This is a genomic window from Natrarchaeobius oligotrophus (genome assembly GCF_003841465.1).
GTDB lineage: Archaea > Halobacteriota > Halobacteria > Halobacteriales > Natrialbaceae > Natrarchaeobius > Natrarchaeobius oligotrophus.
The window spans coordinates 135265-152707 of sequence record NZ_REFZ01000001.1; the positions used below are offsets into that span (position 1 = coordinate 135265).

14 protein-coding genes, 1 tRNA gene, 1 other RNA gene and 1 pseudogene are annotated in these 17443 nt (G+C 65.3%); 7 read left to right on the forward strand and 10 right to left on the reverse strand.

Annotation, left to right across the window (positions count from 1 at the left end):
• Positions 1 to 2: 2 nt before the first annotated feature.
• Positions 3 to 1451 carry a DHH family phosphoesterase gene (locus EA472_RS00730; RefSeq protein WP_124189609.1) on the reverse strand — a complete coding sequence of 483 codons (1449 nt, stop codon included), beginning with the start codon at positions 1449 to 1451 and terminating at the stop codon, positions 3 to 5.
• 170 nt (positions 1452 to 1621) lie between these two features.
• Between EA472_RS00730 and EA472_RS00735 the strand changes: the two genes are divergently transcribed.
• Together EA472_RS00735 and EA472_RS00740 are read left to right on the forward strand one after the other, a co-directional pair.
• Positions 1622 to 1695 (forward strand) — tRNA-Lys (locus tag EA472_RS00735).
• 375 nt (positions 1696 to 2070) lie between these two features.
• Positions 2071 to 2811, forward strand: coding sequence for a DUF2270 domain-containing protein (locus EA472_RS00740; RefSeq protein ID WP_124189610.1), 741 nt, complete (start codon positions 2071 to 2073; stop codon positions 2809 to 2811).
• Positions 2812 to 2929: 118 nt separating this feature from the next.
• Here the strand turns inward: EA472_RS00740 and EA472_RS00745 are convergent, their stop codons facing one another.
• Positions 2930 to 3499 (reverse strand): hypothetical protein, encoded by a 570-nt coding sequence (locus EA472_RS00745; RefSeq protein WP_124189979.1) that lies wholly within the window; start codon positions 3497 to 3499, stop codon positions 2930 to 2932.
• A 220-nt stretch (positions 3500 to 3719) separates the two neighbouring features.
• Between EA472_RS00745 and fdhF the strand changes: the two genes are divergently transcribed.
• The 3 genes from fdhF (at position 3720) to folP (ending at position 9296) form a co-directional block, all read left to right on the forward strand.
• A complete protein-coding gene (gene fdhF, locus EA472_RS00750) occupies positions 3720 to 5858 on the forward strand; it encodes a formate dehydrogenase subunit alpha (RefSeq protein ID WP_124189611.1) in 2139 nt (712 codons plus the stop codon).
• 98 nt (positions 5859 to 5956) lie between these two features.
• Positions 5957 to 6775, forward strand: a complete 819-nt coding sequence (locus EA472_RS00755) for a hypothetical protein (protein WP_207891103.1) — start codon at positions 5957 to 5959, stop codon at positions 6773 to 6775.
• A gap of 64 nt (positions 6776 to 6839) precedes the next feature.
• A complete protein-coding gene (folP, locus tag EA472_RS00760) occupies positions 6840 to 9296 on the forward strand; it encodes a dihydropteroate synthase (protein WP_124189613.1) in 2457 nt (818 codons plus the stop codon).
• A gap of 177 nt (positions 9297 to 9473) precedes the next feature.
• On the opposite strand, the gene ffs is transcribed toward folP, so the two are convergent.
• The 3 genes from ffs to EA472_RS00775 form a co-directional block, all read right to left on the reverse strand.
• An RNA gene (gene ffs / locus EA472_RS00765) (signal recognition particle sRNA) lies at positions 9474 to 9786 on the reverse strand.
• 215 nt (positions 9787 to 10001) lie between these two features.
• The gene (locus EA472_RS00770; RefSeq protein ID WP_124189614.1) at positions 10002 to 10697 is read right to left on the reverse strand and encodes a DUF2270 domain-containing protein; all 696 of its coding nucleotides are present in this window, start codon (positions 10695 to 10697) and stop codon (positions 10002 to 10004) included.
• A 166-nt stretch (positions 10698 to 10863) separates the two neighbouring features.
• Positions 10864 to 12507, reverse strand: coding sequence for a potassium channel family protein (locus tag EA472_RS00775; RefSeq protein WP_343205496.1), 1644 nt, complete (start codon positions 12505 to 12507; stop codon positions 10864 to 10866).
• 828 nt (positions 12508 to 13335) lie between these two features.
• On the opposite strand from EA472_RS00775, the gene EA472_RS00780 reads away from it, so the two are divergent.
• Together EA472_RS00780 and EA472_RS00785 are read left to right on the forward strand one after the other, a co-directional pair.
• On the forward strand, positions 13336 to 13665 hold the full coding sequence (locus tag EA472_RS00780) for a DUF5798 family protein (RefSeq protein WP_124189616.1): 330 nt from the start codon (positions 13336 to 13338) through the stop codon (positions 13663 to 13665).
• A 115-nt stretch (positions 13666 to 13780) separates the two neighbouring features.
• Positions 13781 to 14761: a PLP-dependent cysteine synthase family protein gene (locus tag EA472_RS00785; RefSeq protein ID WP_124189617.1), complete on the forward strand. Its 981-nt coding sequence runs from the start codon at positions 13781 to 13783 to the stop codon at positions 14759 to 14761.
• 117 nt (positions 14762 to 14878) lie between these two features.
• Here the strand turns inward: EA472_RS00785 and EA472_RS00790 are convergent.
• From EA472_RS00790 to EA472_RS00805, 5 genes and pseudogenes are all read right to left on the reverse strand, one after another.
• A pseudogene (locus EA472_RS00790) lies at positions 14879 to 15064 on the reverse strand (hypothetical protein); the annotation flags it as partial.
• An 87-nt stretch (positions 15065 to 15151) separates the two neighbouring features.
• Positions 15152 to 15562, reverse strand: a complete 411-nt coding sequence (locus tag EA472_RS00795; protein WP_124189619.1) for a CoA-binding protein — start codon at positions 15560 to 15562, stop codon at positions 15152 to 15154.
• Positions 15563 to 15660: 98 nt separating this feature from the next.
• Positions 15661 to 16287, reverse strand: a complete 627-nt coding sequence (locus tag EA472_RS00800) for an RAD55 family ATPase (protein WP_124189620.1) — start codon at positions 16285 to 16287, stop codon at positions 15661 to 15663.
• Positions 16288 to 16406: 119 nt separating this feature from the next.
• Positions 16407 to 16568 carry a hypothetical protein gene (locus EA472_RS22290; RefSeq protein ID WP_165874781.1) on the reverse strand — a complete coding sequence of 54 codons (162 nt, stop codon included), beginning with the start codon at positions 16566 to 16568 and terminating at the stop codon, positions 16407 to 16409.
• Complete coding sequence (locus EA472_RS00805; RefSeq protein WP_124189621.1) at positions 16553 to 17401, reverse strand: geranylgeranylglycerol-phosphate geranylgeranyltransferase; 849 nt, start codon at positions 17399 to 17401, stop codon at positions 16553 to 16555. The genes EA472_RS22290 and EA472_RS00805 overlap by 16 nt, the downstream gene beginning before the upstream one ends.
• Positions 17402 to 17443 lie beyond the last annotated feature (42 nt).

Here is a 17443-nt window from a genome sequence, read left to right on the forward strand (position 1 = left end):
CGTTAGCTCCCGTTCGATCCTTCCGAACCGTCGACGCCCATCGCGTCGAACAGCGTCCGCTTGACCGCTTCTTCGGTCAGTTCGAGGAGCGTATCCCGCGTATCCTCCGAGATCTCGATCCCGGTGAAGATCCCGAGCGGAATCTCGGCGCTGGCCTGCGTCGAGTGGCCCGCCGTCTCACCCATCTCGCCGTAGGCATCGTCTAACACCTTGCCGATGTTGATCCGGATGTCCTTCGAGCGGCCGGCGAGAAAGATCGTCTCCTCGGCGATGCCGAACACCGCGGTCGTGGTGACCCCCTCGAGGTTCAGCAGGTGGCTCGCGGCCTGGGTCAGCGCCTCGCGGTCGCGGACCAGTCCGGCGTTCGAGACGAGGTGGCTCCCCTGGACGTCCCGGTTGGTGATCGCCTCCGCGAGGACGTCGAGGGTTTCGGGGGACATCGACGGCGATTCGACCTGCTCGAGGGTGTCGTGGTTCGCGAACGGATAGAGGTAGGCGGCGGCGGTGAGGTCGGCGGGGGTGGTGTCGCGTTTGAAATCGAGCGTCTCCGCGCGGATGCCGTACAGCAACGCGGTGGCGACCTCCTCGGAGACGTTCATGTCGAACTCCTGGATGTACTTCGTCATGATCGTCGACGTCGAGGACATGTTCGGCCTGATGTCGACGAACTCGGGTTCGTAGTCGGCGTCGGGTTCGTGGTGGTCGATCACCGCGTCGACGGGCATGTCCATCTCGGTCGACGTCGCGTGATCGACGAGCGCGACGGTGTCGTAGACGGCGTGATCGTCGATCTCGTCCCACTGGATCAGGTCGATGCCGAGCAGGTTGACGAACGCGCGATTCTCCTGGTGACCGACGTCGCCGAGATAGATGATGTCCGACTCGACGCCGAGGTGGTCCGCGATCGCCTGCAGCGCGGCCGCGCTGGCGATCGAGTCCGGATCCGGGCTGTCCTGAGTGACGATCGCCAGCCGCGACGAGGTCTCCTCGAGCAGCTGGGCGAGCTTGCCGGCGTTGTACTCGAGTTCGCCGGACTCGAGCGCGCGCAGCGCGGACTCGGCGATCACCGACGACGGGTTGATGACGATGTCGGCGCCGAACTCCTCGAGTTCGTCCCCGGAGACCGGATCGCTCGCCCGCGCGACGACGAACTGATCGTCGTTTCGTTCCCGGATGTGCTCGACGGCGCGCTTGTTCGATTCGACGTCGGACGCGAGGATCAACACGACGTCGCGGTCGGCCACCAGTTCGGCGGCGTTCGGCTCGCGGATGTCGGCGGTCCGCGCGTCGAGATCCTGATCGCGAAGCGATTCGACGCGGCTCTCGTCCCGGTCGACGATCAGGACGTCCTTTCCTTGCTCGACGAGTTCCTCCGCGACCGCGTACCCCACGCTTCCGCACCCGAGAATCGCGTAGTTGGATATCGACGAGATCGTAACCCCCGTACTCATTAATCGTGTTCTCGGACCGGCCACACTTAACGCTCCCGAAGATTGGTACGTTCCGAAAATGTCGGTCGAAACCAGCGAACGACTCGAGATCTCGAGCGCGCGTGGCGCTGTCTCACACGCCGGCACCCAAGGGAAACGTATTTCACCGCCCGTCGAAAATTTCGACGTGAGGGCCGGTAGCTCAGTTAGGCAGAGCGTCTGACTCTTAATCAGACGGTCGCGTGTTCAAATCGCGCCCGGCCCGTGCAACGAACCGCCGAGTGGCAACGAGGCGGTGAGTGAACCGGCAGGCACGATTTGAACGCAGGGAGGTCGCGCGCAACGGAGTGAGCACGTCCGACCGTGTGTTCAAATCGCGCCCGGCCCGCTTTTGCGACGAACACTTTCGTGAGGAGCAAAGCGGCCAGAGCGATTTGAAGTAGACCAGAAAGGCGCAGCGAAGCGAGCATTTCTGTGCGTAGTTCACAATCGCGCCCGGCCCGTTTCGTACGGACTGTTGGAAGCCGTTAGCGGTGCACCTCCGGCCGACCTGCGGTTGCACCGGAAACCGTTACGACAGACCGCATCAGTTCGTCGTGGAACGCGGTGGTACTATTGAAATCGTCGTGGACCGTCTCCTATGACCCTCGAGGACGACCGTCGAGATCGCTCACACGCAGCGGGCGGCCATCGCGATAGTCCGCTCGACGAGGGCGACCAGGAGATCGGAGCCGAAGTCGCGGACGATCCCGAGACGCTCCTCACCGCCCTTCCGCACTACTACCGGGGCGAAGTAGCCCAGGTGAACAGCGCCCAGGACCGGATCGATCGAACGACGAACTGGGCGATCACCGTGATGGCTGCGCTTCTTTCCGTCGTGTTCTCGAGTCCGGAGATGCCCGCCTACTTGCTTCTGGTCGGCGTGTTCGTCCTCGGCATCTTCCTGTGGTACGAGGTCAGGCGGTACCGGTTTTACGATCTGTACCGGGCGCGCGTTCGGTTTTTCCAGGAGAACGTTTTCGCGAACGCGCTGGAGCCGGTGGGCGTCGAACATCCGCGGTGGCGCGAGGAGCTGAGCGACGACCTCCGGTTTCCGACGTTCAAGGTGAGTTCGTGGGAGGCGTTATCCCGACGAATTCGACGAATTTACGCGCTCCTGTTTGCAGTGCTGGGAATCGCCTGGATCGCCAAGGTGACGCTGTTCACTCCCGAGACGCAGTGGACGGAGGCGGCGGAACTGCCGGGCGTCCACGGTCTAGTTATCGCGACCGCGCTCGGTGCGTTCTATCTCGGTCTGTTCGCCGTCGCCGTCTGGCCTCACGATCGACGGGCGAAAGGGGAAATATACGGCGAGGAACCGGGTGACTGGAAAGAGGAGTAACGCGACTGATTCGCGCACACCGGCTCGATGGTGAGCCGCGGCCACCGTCGGATCACGACTCGTCGAGTTCCAACGCTCGAGTACGGTGTCGGTCCGATCGCGGGCCGAACGGCTCCGCTCACGACGGATCCGTTCGATCGGAGAGACGCCAGAGCGCACGATACAGCGCGTAGAGTTCGCAGTCGAACCGGTCGGCGAGCGAGCGACAGCGCTCGAGGTAGGTCTCGTAGTCGGCCGGCGTCGGCGGGTCGGGGTAGGGGTCGGCGAGTTCGCCGGCGTCCCGAAGCGCCGCCCACTCGCGCGGACCGACCGCGAGGTAGACGTCGGGATCCGCGAAGGTGAGAAACGCGGAGGCGACGGGAACGTCGACGGCCTCGAGCCGGGTCAGCGCATCCAGCGCCGCTCGAGCGTCGGTCGCCTCGAGTGCGTCGCCGATCGCGTCTCTGACGTCGTCGAAGTCGTTGGTCCGGAACGCTTCTTCGGCCTCCCGGCGCTTTTCGTCGGGGTAGTCGCCGAGAAAGCGGCGGTAGTACCACCTGACGATCCAGGCCGCGTCCCGCCGGCCGAACTCGCCCGACTCGAGGGCGGCGGGCAGCGTTTCGATCCCTTCCTGTTCGACGAGGAACAGCGGTTCTCGCTCCCGGTACTCTCGAGCGGTTGATTCGACGAGCGAACGCGAAAGTTCCATCGACGGCAATTCCACGCGACCGACCGTCAACCTTCCCACGGGACCGACGTCCGTCGCGTCGTCGACCCCCGCCGTCGAGATGCGACGGTCCTCGTCGTACCCGGCCGCTTCGTTCACCGCCGACTGACCGTCCCGTCGTCGAGGGAGTGTGTCAGTAAGACTCATGCACACGGGCGTCGTGGGTACGTCCGACGCGGTTCGACCGCCGAGGGTCACGAGTATGTCAGGAGAGCAACGCGAGCCGGTCAAGACGATCTGTCCGTACTGTGGCGTCGGGTGTGGAATCCAGGTCCAACAGGGCGAGGAGCCGGGCGACGTTCAGTTCAGACCGTGGGGAGACGCTCCGGTCAACGAGGGACGGATCTGTATCAAAGGTGGCGCGGCGACGGAGGTCGTCGATCACGAAGATCGGCTGACCGACCCCCTCATCAGGGAGGGCGGCGAGTTCCGCGAGGCGAGCTGGGAGGAGTGTTACGAGTACGTCGTCGACGAACTCGAGCGCATCCGCGAGGAGTACGGTCCGGACGCGATGGGCTTTTTCGGGTCGTCGAAGACGATGAACGAGGAGAACTACCTGCTGCAGAAGATCGCCCGGCGCTACGGAACGAACAACGTCGACAACTGCACGCGGATGTGTCACGCCTCGACGGTCTGGGCGCTGCGGACCAGCCTCGGTGCGGGTGCGATGACCAACAGCATGCGCGACCTCCGCGAGGAGGCGGACGTGTTCTGGATCCAGGGGGCGAACCCGGGCGAGCAACACCCGATCGCCAACAGCCAGTACTTCCGACAGGCGGTACTCGAGGGCGCGACGGTCGTCCAGGTCGATCCCCACGCGAACAAGACGACCCGATCGTTCGAGATCGACGACACCGACCGCCACCAGCACCTCCAGTTGAATCCCGGAACCGACATCCCGGTTTTGAACGCCGTCATCAAGACGATCCTCGAGAAACACGAAGACGAAGCGGGATGGATCGACGAGGCGTTCGTCGAGGAGCGAACCGAGGGCTTCGAACACCTGAAAGAGACGCTCGAGGACTTCGACAAGGAAGCGGCTGCCGAGGAGTGTGGCCTCTCGCTCGAGGAGATCGAACGCGCCGCCGAGACCTACGCGTCGGCGGACAACGCGGCGATTTTCACCGGCATGGGGATGAGCCAGCACCGCTGTGGCGTCGACAACGTCCAGAACGAGATCAACCTGGCGCTGATTACGGGCAACGTCGGTCGGCCGGGCACGGGCGTCAACCCGCTTCGCGGTCAGAACAACGTTCAGGGCACCTGTGACGTCGGCGCGATGCCGAACGTGTTACCTGGCTACCAGCCGGTCGACGACGACGAGGCCCGCGAGTCGGTCGAGGAGGTCTGGGGTTTCGATGTCCCGTCCGAGCCGGGACTGACCAACGTCGAGATCTCACACGAGTTCGGCAACTCCGTCCGGGGGCTGTACGTCGTGGGCGAGAATCCGGTCATGTCCGAACCCGACGCGAACCGCGTGGCAGAGCGGATTGGTGAACTCGAGTTTCTGGTGGTCCAGGACATCTTCATGACCGAAACGGCGGAGTACGCCGACGTGATCCTTCCGGCGACGACCTGGGCCGAACGCGGCGGCACCGTGACCAACACCGACCGGCGCGTCCAGCGGATGCGCGGCGTCGAGACGGTCCACGAGAACACGAAACACGACCTCGAGATCCTCTCGGCGGTCGGCAGCCGACTGTTCGACGACGACGGGTTCGCCTTCGACGATCCCGAGGAGGCCTTCGAGGAACTGCGGGAGGTGTGTCCGATCTACCACGGGATGACCTACGACGCGCTGGGCGAAGAGGGTCTGCACTGGCCGTGTTACGAACCCGGCGACGAGGGCGATCCCTACCTCTACGCCGAGACGTTCGACACCGACAGCGGACTCGCCCACATCGAGGGCGTCACGCACACGCCGCCGGCGGAGACGCCCGACGACGAGTACCCGCTGATCCTGACGACCGCCCGCCTCGAGGAACACTACAACACGGGGACGATGAGCAGGCGGTCGCCGACGCTCAACCGGCAGACGCCCGAGAACTTCGTCGACGTCCACCCCGCCGACGCGGAGCGGTACGGAATCGAAGACGGCGACGGGGTCACACTCACCTCTCGACGCGGCGAGATCGACGTCGTCGCGCAGGTAACCGACGCGACCAAAGAGGGCGTGGTCTGGACGACGCCGCACTTCGCCGCCGCGTCCGCGAACCGACTCACCAACGACGTCCTCGACGACCGGGCGAAGATTCCCGAGTACAAGGCCGCAGCGGCTGAAATCGAGGTCGCGCTCGAGACCGACGGAACGAAAGCGAAGTCGGCGACGGACGACGACTGATCCGGCGTCGCGAGCTCGGGGCCGGGATCGGTTCCGGGTTTTCTCGCGTCGTCTAGTCGAGAACAAGAGCTATCGACTTCGAATCCGAACGCTCGAACGTGAGTCGTCCCTCCTGGACGTCGATCTCGATCGGATCGGTCGTCGGCTTCGTCAACGTCGCCGTCGTGATCGCGCTCTACGCCAGCGGCGGCTATCCTGCACTCGAGTCCCCGACGGCCGTCGCCGCGCTCGTCGCGACGGGGTTCGTCCTCGGCTTCGTCGCGGCGTTCGTCTCCGCGTTCACGCGGCTGGTGACGCCGCTCGTCGGTCTGCTCGCCGTTCTCGTCGGGACCGCGTACGCGGAGGTGACGACGCCTCGTCCCGAGTGGAGCCAACTCGAGGGGTACGTGATTGTCGACGGACCGACGTACGTCTCGAGTTACGCGAACGCGTGGTACGTCTGGTTCTCGGTGCTTTTGATCGTCGGCGTCTTCGAGTTCGCGATCCGACGAGGGTACGGCGTCGGTGATCGGCGACTGCGGAACCTCCCGCAGTTACCGCTTTCCGGCCCGGCGCTCGTCGCGATCGTTCTCGGCGTCGCGTCGATCGTCGCCGCAGGGACCACCCTGTTGGTACTCCGTGCGGGAATCCGTCCGCCGGTCGCGTCCGTCGGCGTCTTCGTCGTCACCATCGCGGTCGCCGCCGTTCCGCTCGCGGCGGTGCTCACCAGAGGAATCGTCTCGCCGGTCGTCCTGTTCGCGCTCGTCCCGTACTTTCTGGTCGTCGAGGTGTTCGCCGCTACCGACAGCCCCGTCCACATTCTCCTGTTCGGTCCGTACGCGATCGTCCTCGCGATCGCCTGGGTGCTCGAGGGGGCGGCGCGGTCGAGGGTTCGGGGCTGGGACGGCGGTCGGTTCGCCGTCGGCGACGGAACGTAACGACGTGAGCACCTCATCCGGCAGAGTCCGACACCCTAAAGCGATCGGACTCTGTGGTTCGAGTATGGAGTACCACGAGGCGGCGGACTTCCTCTTCAATCTTCGGCGGTTCCGTCCAAAACCGGGGACGGAGTCGACCGCGCGGCTGCTCGCCCACCTCGAGGACCCCCACGACTCGATCGACTGCGTCCAGATCGCCGGCTCCAACGGGAAGGGGAGCACGGCCAGGATGGTCGAGCGGGCCCTCCGCGAGGACGGACTGTCGGTCGGACTCTACACTTCTCCACACCTGGAGGATCTGCGCGAACGCGTCCGCGTCGACGGCCGGAAGATTCCCCGGTCGGCCGTCCGCGAGTACGTCGAGGCCGTCCGCGAGTACGTGATCGAACGAGGTGCGGGCAGCGAGTCGCCCACCTTCTTCGAGACGATGACGGCGCTGGCGCTGTGGCACTTCGGCCGCGAGGACGTCGACGTCGCCGTCCTCGAGGTCGGGATCGGCGGCCGGTACGACGCGACGAGCGTCGTCGATCCGATCGCGAGCGCGGTCACGAGCGTCACCCTCGAGCACACGGGAATCATCGGCGACACGGAGGAGGCGATCGCCCGCGACAAAGCCCACGTCGCTCCCTCGGACGCGCCGCTGGTCACCGGCGTGACGGGATCGGCCCTCGAGGCGGTGTGCGAGGTCGCGGGCGAGGTCGTCACCGTCGGCACCGACGACGAGTCCGACGTCCGGGTCGACTACCGGGGTCGGACGAACCACACGGAGGCGGGGGTCTCGATTCGCGCCGACGGGTGGACTGTCGAGACGAACGTTCCGCTTCCCGGCAGACACCAGGCCGAAAACGCGGGGATCGCGGCCGTCCTCGCCCGACAGGTCGCCGACGTCTCCGAGCCGGCGCTCGAGCGCGGGCTCCGAAGCGCCCACTGGCCGGGCCGGTTCGAGGTCGTCGACACCGATCCGTTGATCGTCCTCGACGGAGCGCACAACCCCGGTGCCTGCGAGACGCTCGCTGAAACGCTCGAAACGTACGCCTACGACGACCTGCACGTCGTCTTCGGCGCGATGCACGACAAAGATCACCGCGAGATGGCCGCGGCGTTGCCGACGCCGGAGACGGTGATCGCGGCCGAACCGCCGCTCGACCGCGCCGAAGACCGGGACGTGCTCGCGCGGGTGTTCGAGGAGGCCGGCGCGACGGACGTTCGCACGAACGCCGACGTCTGCGACGCCCTCGAGATCGCGCTCACGGGGGCCGACGGCGACGACTGCGTGCTCGTCACCGGCTCGCTGTTTGCCGTCGCGGAGGCGCGCTCGCGCTGGACGAGCGCGGGGATTCCCAAGCGAATCCGCGACCTCGAGGACGCCCGCAACGCGCTCGCGGGTGCGGACGTCGACGAACGGGAAATTCGTCGGACCGACGCCGACGCGGTCCACCGGGTCGTGAAGACGAATCTGCGGGCTCGACAGGCCCGTCGGCTGCAGCGCGAACTGTTGCGTCTGGGTGGCGAGTGCTCGCTTTCGACGCGTACGCGGGACGACGAACGAATCGACGCCGTTCTCATGGGAACGCTCGCGCAGTTGCGTCGACTGACCGAGGCGCTCGAGGATCCGTCGTCCGACCGCGGGGACGGACTCCACGACGTCGCACGGGAGCTTCGCGCCGCGATCGAGATCGACGACGGGGGCCACTCGACGCGGTTCCCGTGGCGCGATCGAACGGCGGTGATGGGTATTCTCAACGTCACGCCCGACAGCTTCCACGACGGCGGCGCGTACGACGCCGTACCGGACGCCGTCGCCCGGGCCGAGGAGATGATCGAGGCGGGCGCGGACGTGATCGACGTCGGCGGCGAGTCGACCCGGCCCGGCGCCGATCCCGTCCCGATCGCCGAAGAGATCGACCGCGTCGTCCCTGTGATCGAACGACTCGAGGGGGCAGACGCCCTGCTCTCGGTCGACACCCGCAAAGCCGCGGTCGCCGACGCCGCCCTCGAGGCCGGCGCGGACGTCGTCAACGACGTCTCGGGGCTCGAGGATCCCGAGATGCGATTCGTCGTCGCGGACCACGACGCGGGGCTGATCCTGATGCACAGCATCGACGCGCCGGTCGTGCCGGATCGCGAGGTGAGCTACGACGACGTCGTCGAGGACGTCATCGATCAGCTCACGGAGCGGGTGTTGCTGGCCGAGAAGGCGGGTCTCGATCGGGAGCAGATCGTCGTCGATCCCGGCATCGGCTTCGGAAAGTCCGCTCGCGAGAACTTCGAACTGCTCGGTCGCGTCGACGAGTTTCGCGCGCTCGGTTGTCCGGTTCTCGTCGGCCACTCGCACAAGTCGATGTTCGGCCACGTGGGCTGTCGTGCGGACGAGCGCCTCGAGGCGACGGTCGCCGCCAGCGCGATCGCCGCCGACCGCGGGGCGGATATCGTCCGCGTCCACGACGTCCCCGAAAACGTCGCCGCCGTCCGGACGGCGCTCGCGGCTCGCGATCCGGACCGGTACGGCTGGGAGTCCTGACAGTTCTCGCGCGGTCACCTCGAATCGGTCGTCGTCGATTCGTACTGACTGCTGTCCGGTGGTTCCGGCGCGGCAGCGAGCCATCCGGCGGTCGCTCCGGTACATCGCGACAGCAGACCGCATCAGGCGGTGAACGGCGCAGTCGCTCGAGTACGAAATCGTTCGGTACGAAGTATGAGTGTGGAGGGCCACGGTTGCCCGGCGTTCCGACCGGGGGAATCCCGGTTGCCTTCTCCACCCCGCGACCCGTCGAGCGACAGGTGTCCGGCGGTCCACTGCTCGCTTCCGCGCCTGATGGGCTGTCGCCGGTTAACCACGATGGGTCGTCCCTGCGGACGGCCACCGTGGACCGCTGCCCCCGACGGACGAGGCTTCCACGTTGGCTCCCGGGGCCCCGGTCGGTCTGACCGGACGCCCGCGGCGTTCGGTCCCCGCTGATGACCATAGCGCGGGTTGTGAGCAGGGCCAAACTGCCCGACCTATCCGATCTATCGTAGACGGTTGGAACTTAAGGACCTTTCGTCTCCGCAAGACGCTTTCGGGTGAGAATCGGACGACGACTCGAGGGTCCGTCACCGATTCGCGTTCACCGGGCCCTTGAAGCGCCTGCCGTTCGCCCCGTCACCCTTGCACGGGCGATCGTCCGACAATTCCGGCCGCCGGGGCGGGTCGCGGACGTACCGGGAGGGAAAGCGACGATCCGTCTCACTCGAGGTCGCCGTGTTCTGCCTCGCCCGATTCGCCGCGCTCTTTCGCCGACAGCGGCACGGCGAGGACGACGAGCGTAACGTAGAAGACTGCGACTGCGGTGACGACGACGATTCCGCTCACGCCGGGTAATCCGGCGCTCTCGAGGAACGGTTCGTCGGGATTGAACGCCCAGACGTGAAACACCCAGCCGACCAGGACGCCGGTCATCAGCGGCAGATAGACCCGCCTGAGACGATGGCTGAACGCGCCGCGATAGCCGATCTTCGGCGACGGATCGCGGTAATCCTCGCTGAGGTCCGCCCGCCAAGTGTCGTGCTCGATACCCTCGGAGGGATCGAGCGCGTTCGCAAAGAGATTTTCCTGAAGGACCCGAACGCGCGATCGCCAGATGTCGTAATCGCGAAATCGGCGCGCTTCGATGAACAGGAAGACGGTCCCCATGATCGCGCCGGCGAGGATAACGGCGTGTGAGACTTCCCCCGAAAACGCGTAGGCGACGATCGCCGCCATCACCGTGACGGCCCAGTTGGTCGTCGTATCGAGACGGCTGCGCCACTCGACCGTTCGTTCCATCTCGCCTCTGTAGAGGTGTGCCGCGACGGAGCCGAGGCCGGTGCTCTGATCGACCATCTCCCGGCCGATCTCGCGTTCTTCGGGGGCCTCCGGATCGAACTCCGATTCCTCGCCCATACTCGTTCGTAGGGCGAGTACACGTATTTTCCTTGGCACCGTCAGAAAAACGCGACTGTCTACCCATCGAACCAGCGGCGGCGGGCGACGATCGTCACCGATCGTCAACACACATCAGTCCACACCCGATCACTCCGTTCGTCACTCGTGATCGTCGATACACGCATCACTCCGTTTGCCCCTCGTCTCCGAACCGTTCTCGGAACCGATCGAGCTGGTGATCGGTCCCCGCGACGAGCAACCGATCGTCCCCTCGAAAGGCCGTTCCGTCGACGTCGGTTTCCAGTTCCCCTCGGCGCTCGAGTGCGACGACGGTACAGCCCGATTCTCGACGGATCTCGGCCGCCGACAGTTCCTCACCGACGAGTTCGGGTGCGTCGACTTCGACGAGGTGCAATCGATCCTCGAGCGTCATGACCTCGTGTTCGAAGATCCGCATCGTGAGCATGCGTCCAGCCACGTTGGGCAAGGCGAGAACGTAATCCGCACCAGCGGTTCGGATCGCGTTCACGCTCGCTCCGGTGACCGCCCCGGCAATGATCTCGACGTCCGGGGCGATGGCTCGAGCGGCAAGCGTCGCGAGAATCGCGTCGTCGTCGGCTTCGAGCGCAACGATCACCGTCTCGGCCTCGTCGATCCCGGCCTCGAGTAGCGTCTTTTCGTCGGTCGAATCACCGACGACGTCGATTCCCTCTCCCGAGTCGGGGGCGACCGAAACGGTGTCGACGCCGTCTCGCTCGAGCGTTCCGCGTGCCGTCGTACCGACCAGCCCCCCACCGAGGACCACGACGGGGCCACTCGACATCCTGTATCGGACCCCCGGCGTTCCGATTCGTTCCGCGACCGCCTCGAGTTCCGCGTCGGTTCCGGCGACGAGCACCGACGTGTTCTCGTCGACCGTGACGCCCTCGGAAAGCGTCGTGACGAAGTCCCCTCGGACCCACGCACCGAGAACCGTCGCTCCGGTCCGCTCGAGCCGTCGGGAGGCGGCGATCGGTTCGCCGAAGAGATCCAAACCCGGTTCGACGGGAAACTCGTGGATGTCGAGGTCCGCGCCCAGTTCGACCGTCTCGAGATCGGGGCTGATGACGTCTCGAAGCCGATCGCCAAGCGCCTTGCCGAGTCTGTGTCTCGGCGAGAGCACCTCGTCGACGCCGGCGTACCGAAAGTATCTCGCGTCTTCGGGATCCGCGACGAGTGCGAGCACCGTCGCCTCGGGGTCGCGGGCTTCGATCGTGAGCGTCGTCCTGACGGTATCGCGTTCAGTCGCGTCGATGACGACGGCCAGCGCGTCGGCGAGACCGACTGCCTCGAGCGCGCTCTCGGAATCGGAATCGCCGTAGAGCACCCTGAACCCTTCCTCGTGGAGCGTCCGAGCGCGATCTTCGTCCCCTTCGAGGATCACGTACGGGGTCCCGCTGGCCTCGAGTTCGTCGACGAGGGTATCACAGAGGTTCGTGTAGCCGACGACGATCACGTGGTCCTCGAGGTGATCGATCTCCGTCGGCGGTGCAGGCTCGACGAGCGTCTCGAGCCACGGGACGACGAACTGCGGGATAGCGACGACGATGTAGGCGATCCCCGTCACCTGTATCAGCACTACCAGCGCGGTCATCCGGAGCGTCTCCCACGGAGCGTCCTGGCCGTATCCCGTGGTCGTCATCGACTGGACGACGATCTCGAGCGACTGATACCAGGTTCGAGACTCCCCCTCGTAGGTCGCCATACCCCACCGATACGCGAGCGTGTAGATGCCGATCAACAGGAACAGCGAACCCACGTACACCGCGAGACGCCGCGTCAGTTTCACCACGGCTGCTCACCCGCGATCCACCGGTGCTGTAGCCCGGTCGACCGTCGCGTCCCGGACATACGGACCCCGTCATCGTCCCGAACTATCGTTCTTGGCGGTTGGCCTGCCGTCCGGCGGTCGGTTTTCGTGTCTGGCGGATCGACGATCGCCCTTCGTGGTCGTTCGACCACGTTCGTCTTTGCACGTCTCTGCTGGACGACCAGCACAGATCGACCTGGACGAACCTGGTTCGTACTGGCTCGATCTACCGAGACAACCGCAGACTCCATCGTGCCGGAACCGACGGACGACAGCCCGTATCAGACACCTTTCTCGAGACCGCCGAGTTCGCCAGCAGTCGGGAAACGACCCGTTCTCCGACGCTCGAGTCGCCGACGCCGCTCCCGTGCTCGCTCGCGATCGCGTCGACCTCGTCGTCGACGGATCTGGGAAGTCGGAACCGGCGGTGGTACGTTTCTTCCGTCCGCGGCTCTCGCCGAAGTCCGCTCCGCCGAACTGTCCGAACAGGCGGGACGGCATTTCGAGGCCTCGTCTCCACGTGCTGGGCGTCGTCGGTCGAAGCACCATGTACCGTTCCAAGCGTCGACTGATGAGTGAAATCGGTCGACCGCCATCGATTTCATCCATCAGTTCAGGCTTGGACCGCCACACGGCTCTCACCTCGGTCCGTCTGGCGTTTGTTTGCGGTTCGTCGTACCCGCTTTCCACACGGTATACGATCCCCTCTGTCACGCCCGTACCGTCCGCGACCGATCGAGGAATCCGTACACCGGAAACCACCGTGGAAGGAAAAGGCCCATTAGTCGGACGCCCCATTCGGTTCGTATGGGACTAGGCAGCACGGCAAAGAAAATTCAGGGCCTCTCCGACCGCGCCGAGGCCATGTACAAGCAAGTCCAGCAACTCCAACAGCGCATCGTCGGGCTCGAAGAGGAGATGGACGACACCCACGACACGGTCAAGCGACTCGACCACCAGCTCTCCGAACAGCGCGCGCTGTTGCTCGCGATCGCCGAGAAACACGACATCGACGGCGAGGAGATCCTGGCCGAGGCGGCAATCGACGAGGCCGAACTCGACGGCGACGACGAAGCCGCCGACGAGTCGCCGATCGAGGACGCCGAACGCGACGCGGGTGAGTCGGCCGCGGAGTAGGCTCTGTCGGCGCTCGCTCGCCCGAGAGGCGGCGTTCGCGTCGACTCGTTTTCGACGGACGGCCGCGTCGCCCCAACAGCAAGACCTAACAGTAGTGGCAACATTTGCCAACACGATGACGACCCACGAGCGACCGTTAGACTCGGTGCTCGAGACGATCGGTCGAACGCCGCTGGTTCGCATCCAGAACGCGCCCGACGGCGTCAGGATCTACGCGAAACTCGAGTCGTTCAACCCGGGTGCGAGCGTGAAGGATCGGATCGGCCGGTACATGCTCGAGCGGATGCTCGAGCGGGGGGAGCTGTCCGCCGGCGGAACCGTGATCGAGCCGACCGCGGGCAACACGGGTATCGGTCTCGCCATCGCCGCCCAGCAGCTCGGACTCGATGCGATCTTCGTGGTTCCCGAACGGTTCAGCGTGGAAAAACAACAGCTGATGGCCGCACTCGACGCCGAGATCGTCAACACGCCCACCGACGCCGGAATGGGCGGTGCGATCGACCGCGCCCACGAACTCGCCGAGGAACTCGACGACGCTGTCGTCCCCCAGCAGTTTTCGAACCCGCTCAACACCGAAGCGCACTACGCGACCACCGCCCCCGAGATCTACGACGCCCTCGACGGCGAAGTCGGTGCGATCGTCGCCGGCTGTGGCACCGCGGGAACGCTCATGGGAGTCGCCCGCTACGCGCTCGAGCAGGAGGCGTCGACGCACGTCGGCGCGGTCGAACCCGAAGGATCGCTGTACGGCGAGTTCGTGGGTGAAAGCCGAACGGAAGGTGAGTACAAGATTGAGGGGATCGGAACGCACGATCCGAATACGAACGAACTGTTCGATCCCGACCTCGTCGACGCGGTCTACTCGATCTCCGATCGGGACGCACACGCCGAACTGACGCGTCTCGCCCGCGAGGAGGGACACCTCGTCGCCTCGAGCGCCGGCGCAGCGAGCGTCGCCGCCAACCGCGTCGCCGAACGGATCGCGAACGGCGACCTCGATGTACCCGCCGCGACGGTCGTCACGATCTTTCCCGACTCGAGCGAGCGCTACCTCTCGAAGGGTGTCTACCGATCGTTCGAGGAGTGGACGGGATAGAAAGCGAGCGACGACCGTCGCGTCCGGTCGTGGTCGGGTATCGCGTTACTCGTCCGGCGTGAGCGGCTCGATTGGCGACTCGGCGTTCTGTCGCGTCGACTCGAACGCGTCCGACGGCGAAGACGACCGCCCGAGCGTTCTGGCGTCGACGACTTCGAGGACGTCGTCGCGTTCGGCCTCCCAGACGCGAAGGACGAGATGGGCCTTGCAATGATACTCGACGAGCTCCATCCCAGTATTCCGGTTCCTGAGAACGAGTTGGCAGGTCCCGTCGTTCGAACAGCTCCCGAACCGGTCACACATGGGTACTGATACCACGTACATCTCTTGCGGGTAAGTCTCTGTCGGTGACCTGACCGAGCGGTGCTACACCCCCGCTCGCGCCCCCAACTACGCGACGAGTCGCCGATGATCGACTTTCATACACCGGTTCTGAACGACGATTCGACCGTCGCGCTCGGCCCGCGCCGCCGCGTCGTCGTCGCGAATCCCTTGCTGAGTCCAGATCACCCGAACGTCGTCACGCTCGAGAGCCTCGTCGACGACGTCGCCAACCTCTTCGCTCGGACGAAAGATACAGACGACGTCGACCTCCGCGTCGACTTCGGAGAGCGAGTCCGGCACAGATCGACCGAAAATCTCGTCGGCGAACGGGTTGACCGGGATCACGTCGTATCCCCGATCGTGAAGATAGGCCGGAACGTCGTGTGCCGCCTTGCCCGGCGTGCTCGAGCACCCGACGACGGCGACCGTCTCGAGCGAGAGGACGTCTCGAATCTCGGAGTCTGATTCGACTGCCATGGGCCGACGTACACACGCCGGCGTGAAATCTCCGGCGGTTACCAACAGTTGGTTTCGCCGACAGGTGCCGAACTCTCGATTCCGCGTTATCTTCACGATCAGGACGGGATTCCCGCCGTCGTGATCTCCGGTTCGTCTCCGTCGCCGTCGGTTACGTCGATGACCCCGTCGAACAGCTGTTTGAGCGTGTTCATCGTCTGGTCGTCGTGAGCGGTCGAGTCGATGATGTAGATCCCGAGTGCGTCCGCACTCTGGATCCGCCCCGTGAACACGTGTAAAAAGCGAAAGACCGTCTGCAGATCGGAGTACATGAGCAGCGTCGACACGGAGTGGAGAAGCACCCGGTTTTCGGTCACCCCGCGTGTCTCGTAAAACTCCTGGAGAAACTCCGAGAGCTTGATTCCGATTCCCGTCATGTCGATCGGCGAGGACGCGTACTTTACGCGAGGGTCGTCGTCGACGGTTCCGATCCCGCGCTGTTTCGTGACGCAGTCGACGACGCCGACGTCAGGCTCTCCCGTTTCGACAGCCCCTGAAAACTCCTCGAGTACCTTCTCCGCGCTGTCTTTGGTAGTCACGACGATCGAGCCGTCCCCCCTGCTCGCACCGCTGACGAGGATGTCGAACGCAATTTGTCGCTTTCCCGTCATCGGTGGACCCGCGATGAGGACGTTCGTTCCGGGATCGATCTCGGCGTCCGGAACGACATCTACGAGATCATACATGCGAAACACTCACTTCCGTCGACAGCGTGTTGCCAGCCACCGGTGGTACCGCTGTCTACGCTGCTGTCTGCTAAGAAAGTAGCGTATCCCGCATATAGTACTTTTGATTAGCTACCTGGTCAGTCGATTACGTCGTCGCCTGCGAACGACCAGCACGTGGAGACGAGACCTCGAGCGGCGTCTTCGAAACGCATCACGACCCCGGGCAGCATCTTCGAAACGATCGCGTTCTCCGGCGGCGCGTTCGTCGCCGCCGGTTCGCCGTTCAGCCGCCGACCCATACGGCGGCTCGGCCGACGATGAACGCGAGCGCCGCCAGAAACATGCCGTATTTGAGCAGAGACTGTCCAGCGGACGGGTCCTCGAAGCTCTCGTAGGCCGCATAGAGCATGATCACATCGGCTGGAATCACGACGAGCAGGTACGCGACGCCGAAGTACCCGAGTAGATACGGGATCGGGCTCGCGATCACCCCGACGACGAGCAAGCCCGCGGCGACCTCGAGCGCTCGCCGTTCGCCGATCGCGATCGGCAGCGTGTTCAGTCCCTCCTCGCGATCGCCGTCGATATCCTCGACGTCCTTGACGATCTCCCTCGTCACCGTCGCGATCGCGGCGAGCACGAAAAGAACGACCGCCGGGCCGACCTCGCCGACTGCGGCGGCACCGAAGAGGAACGTACTCCCGACGAGATACGCGACCAGCGCGTTGCCCAGCCCCGGCAGTCCCTTGAAAAACTCGGTGTACGCAACCAGCGCGATCAGGTTGACGACCGCGATCGCGACCGCAAGCGCCGGAAGCAAAAGCGCTAACCCGACCGCCGCGGCGAACAGAACGACGCTAAAGATCAGCGCCCCGCGCGGACTCACGGCCCCGCGCGGAATCGCCCTGTCGGGCCGGTTGATCCGATCGATCTCCCGGTCGAAGTAGTCGTTGATCGCGTTTCCGGCACCGACCGCCAGCCCCGTCGCCCCGACCGCCGCCGCGACCTCGAGCGGGAACGCGCCGACGCCCCCGGCGACGAACGCGCCGATGAACGTCAACACGCTCGCCGCGATCACGTTTACCGGCCGCGTCAACTCGAGCAATCCCCGGATCGTCTCCGACGCAGACATCGGACGGACCTGCTCAGCGCGGGCGGTTAAACCGTCCGATCC

Excerpts from the sequence above, each read along its gene's own strand:
- EA472_RS00795 (WP_124189619.1), bottom strand. The coding sequence starts at position 15,562 with ATGGCAGTCGAATCAGACTCCGAGATTCGAGACGTCCTCTCGCTCGAG.
- EA472_RS00730 (WP_124189609.1), bottom strand. The coding sequence starts at position 1,451 with ATGAGTACGGGGGTTACGATCTCGTCGATATCCAACTACGCGATTCTC.
- EA472_RS00740 (WP_124189610.1), top strand. The coding sequence starts at position 2,071 with ATGACCCTCGAGGACGACCGTCGAGATCGCTCACACGCAGCGGGCGGC.
- EA472_RS00780 (WP_124189616.1), top strand. The coding sequence starts at position 13,336 with ATGGGACTAGGCAGCACGGCAAAGAAAATTCAGGGCCTCTCCGACCGC.
- EA472_RS00785 (WP_124189617.1), top strand. The coding sequence starts at position 13,781 with ATGACGACCCACGAGCGACCGTTAGACTCGGTGCTCGAGACGATCGGT.
- EA472_RS22290 (WP_165874781.1), bottom strand. The coding sequence starts at position 16,568 with ATGGGTCGGCGGCTGAACGGCGAACCGGCGGCGACGAACGCGCCGCCG.
- EA472_RS00745 (WP_124189979.1), bottom strand. The coding sequence starts at position 3,499 with ATGGAACTTTCGCGTTCGCTCGTCGAATCAACCGCTCGAGAGTACCGG.
- EA472_RS00800 (WP_124189620.1), bottom strand. The coding sequence starts at position 16,287 with ATGTATGATCTCGTAGATGTCGTTCCGGACGCCGAGATCGATCCCGGA.
- EA472_RS00770 (WP_124189614.1), bottom strand. The coding sequence starts at position 10,697 with ATGGGCGAGGAATCGGAGTTCGATCCGGAGGCCCCCGAAGAACGCGAG.
- EA472_RS00805 (WP_124189621.1), bottom strand. The coding sequence starts at position 17,401 with ATGTCTGCGTCGGAGACGATCCGGGGATTGCTCGAGTTGACGCGGCCG.
- fdhF (WP_124189611.1), top strand. The coding sequence starts at position 3,720 with ATGTCAGGAGAGCAACGCGAGCCGGTCAAGACGATCTGTCCGTACTGT.
- folP (WP_124189613.1), top strand. The coding sequence starts at position 6,840 with ATGGAGTACCACGAGGCGGCGGACTTCCTCTTCAATCTTCGGCGGTTC.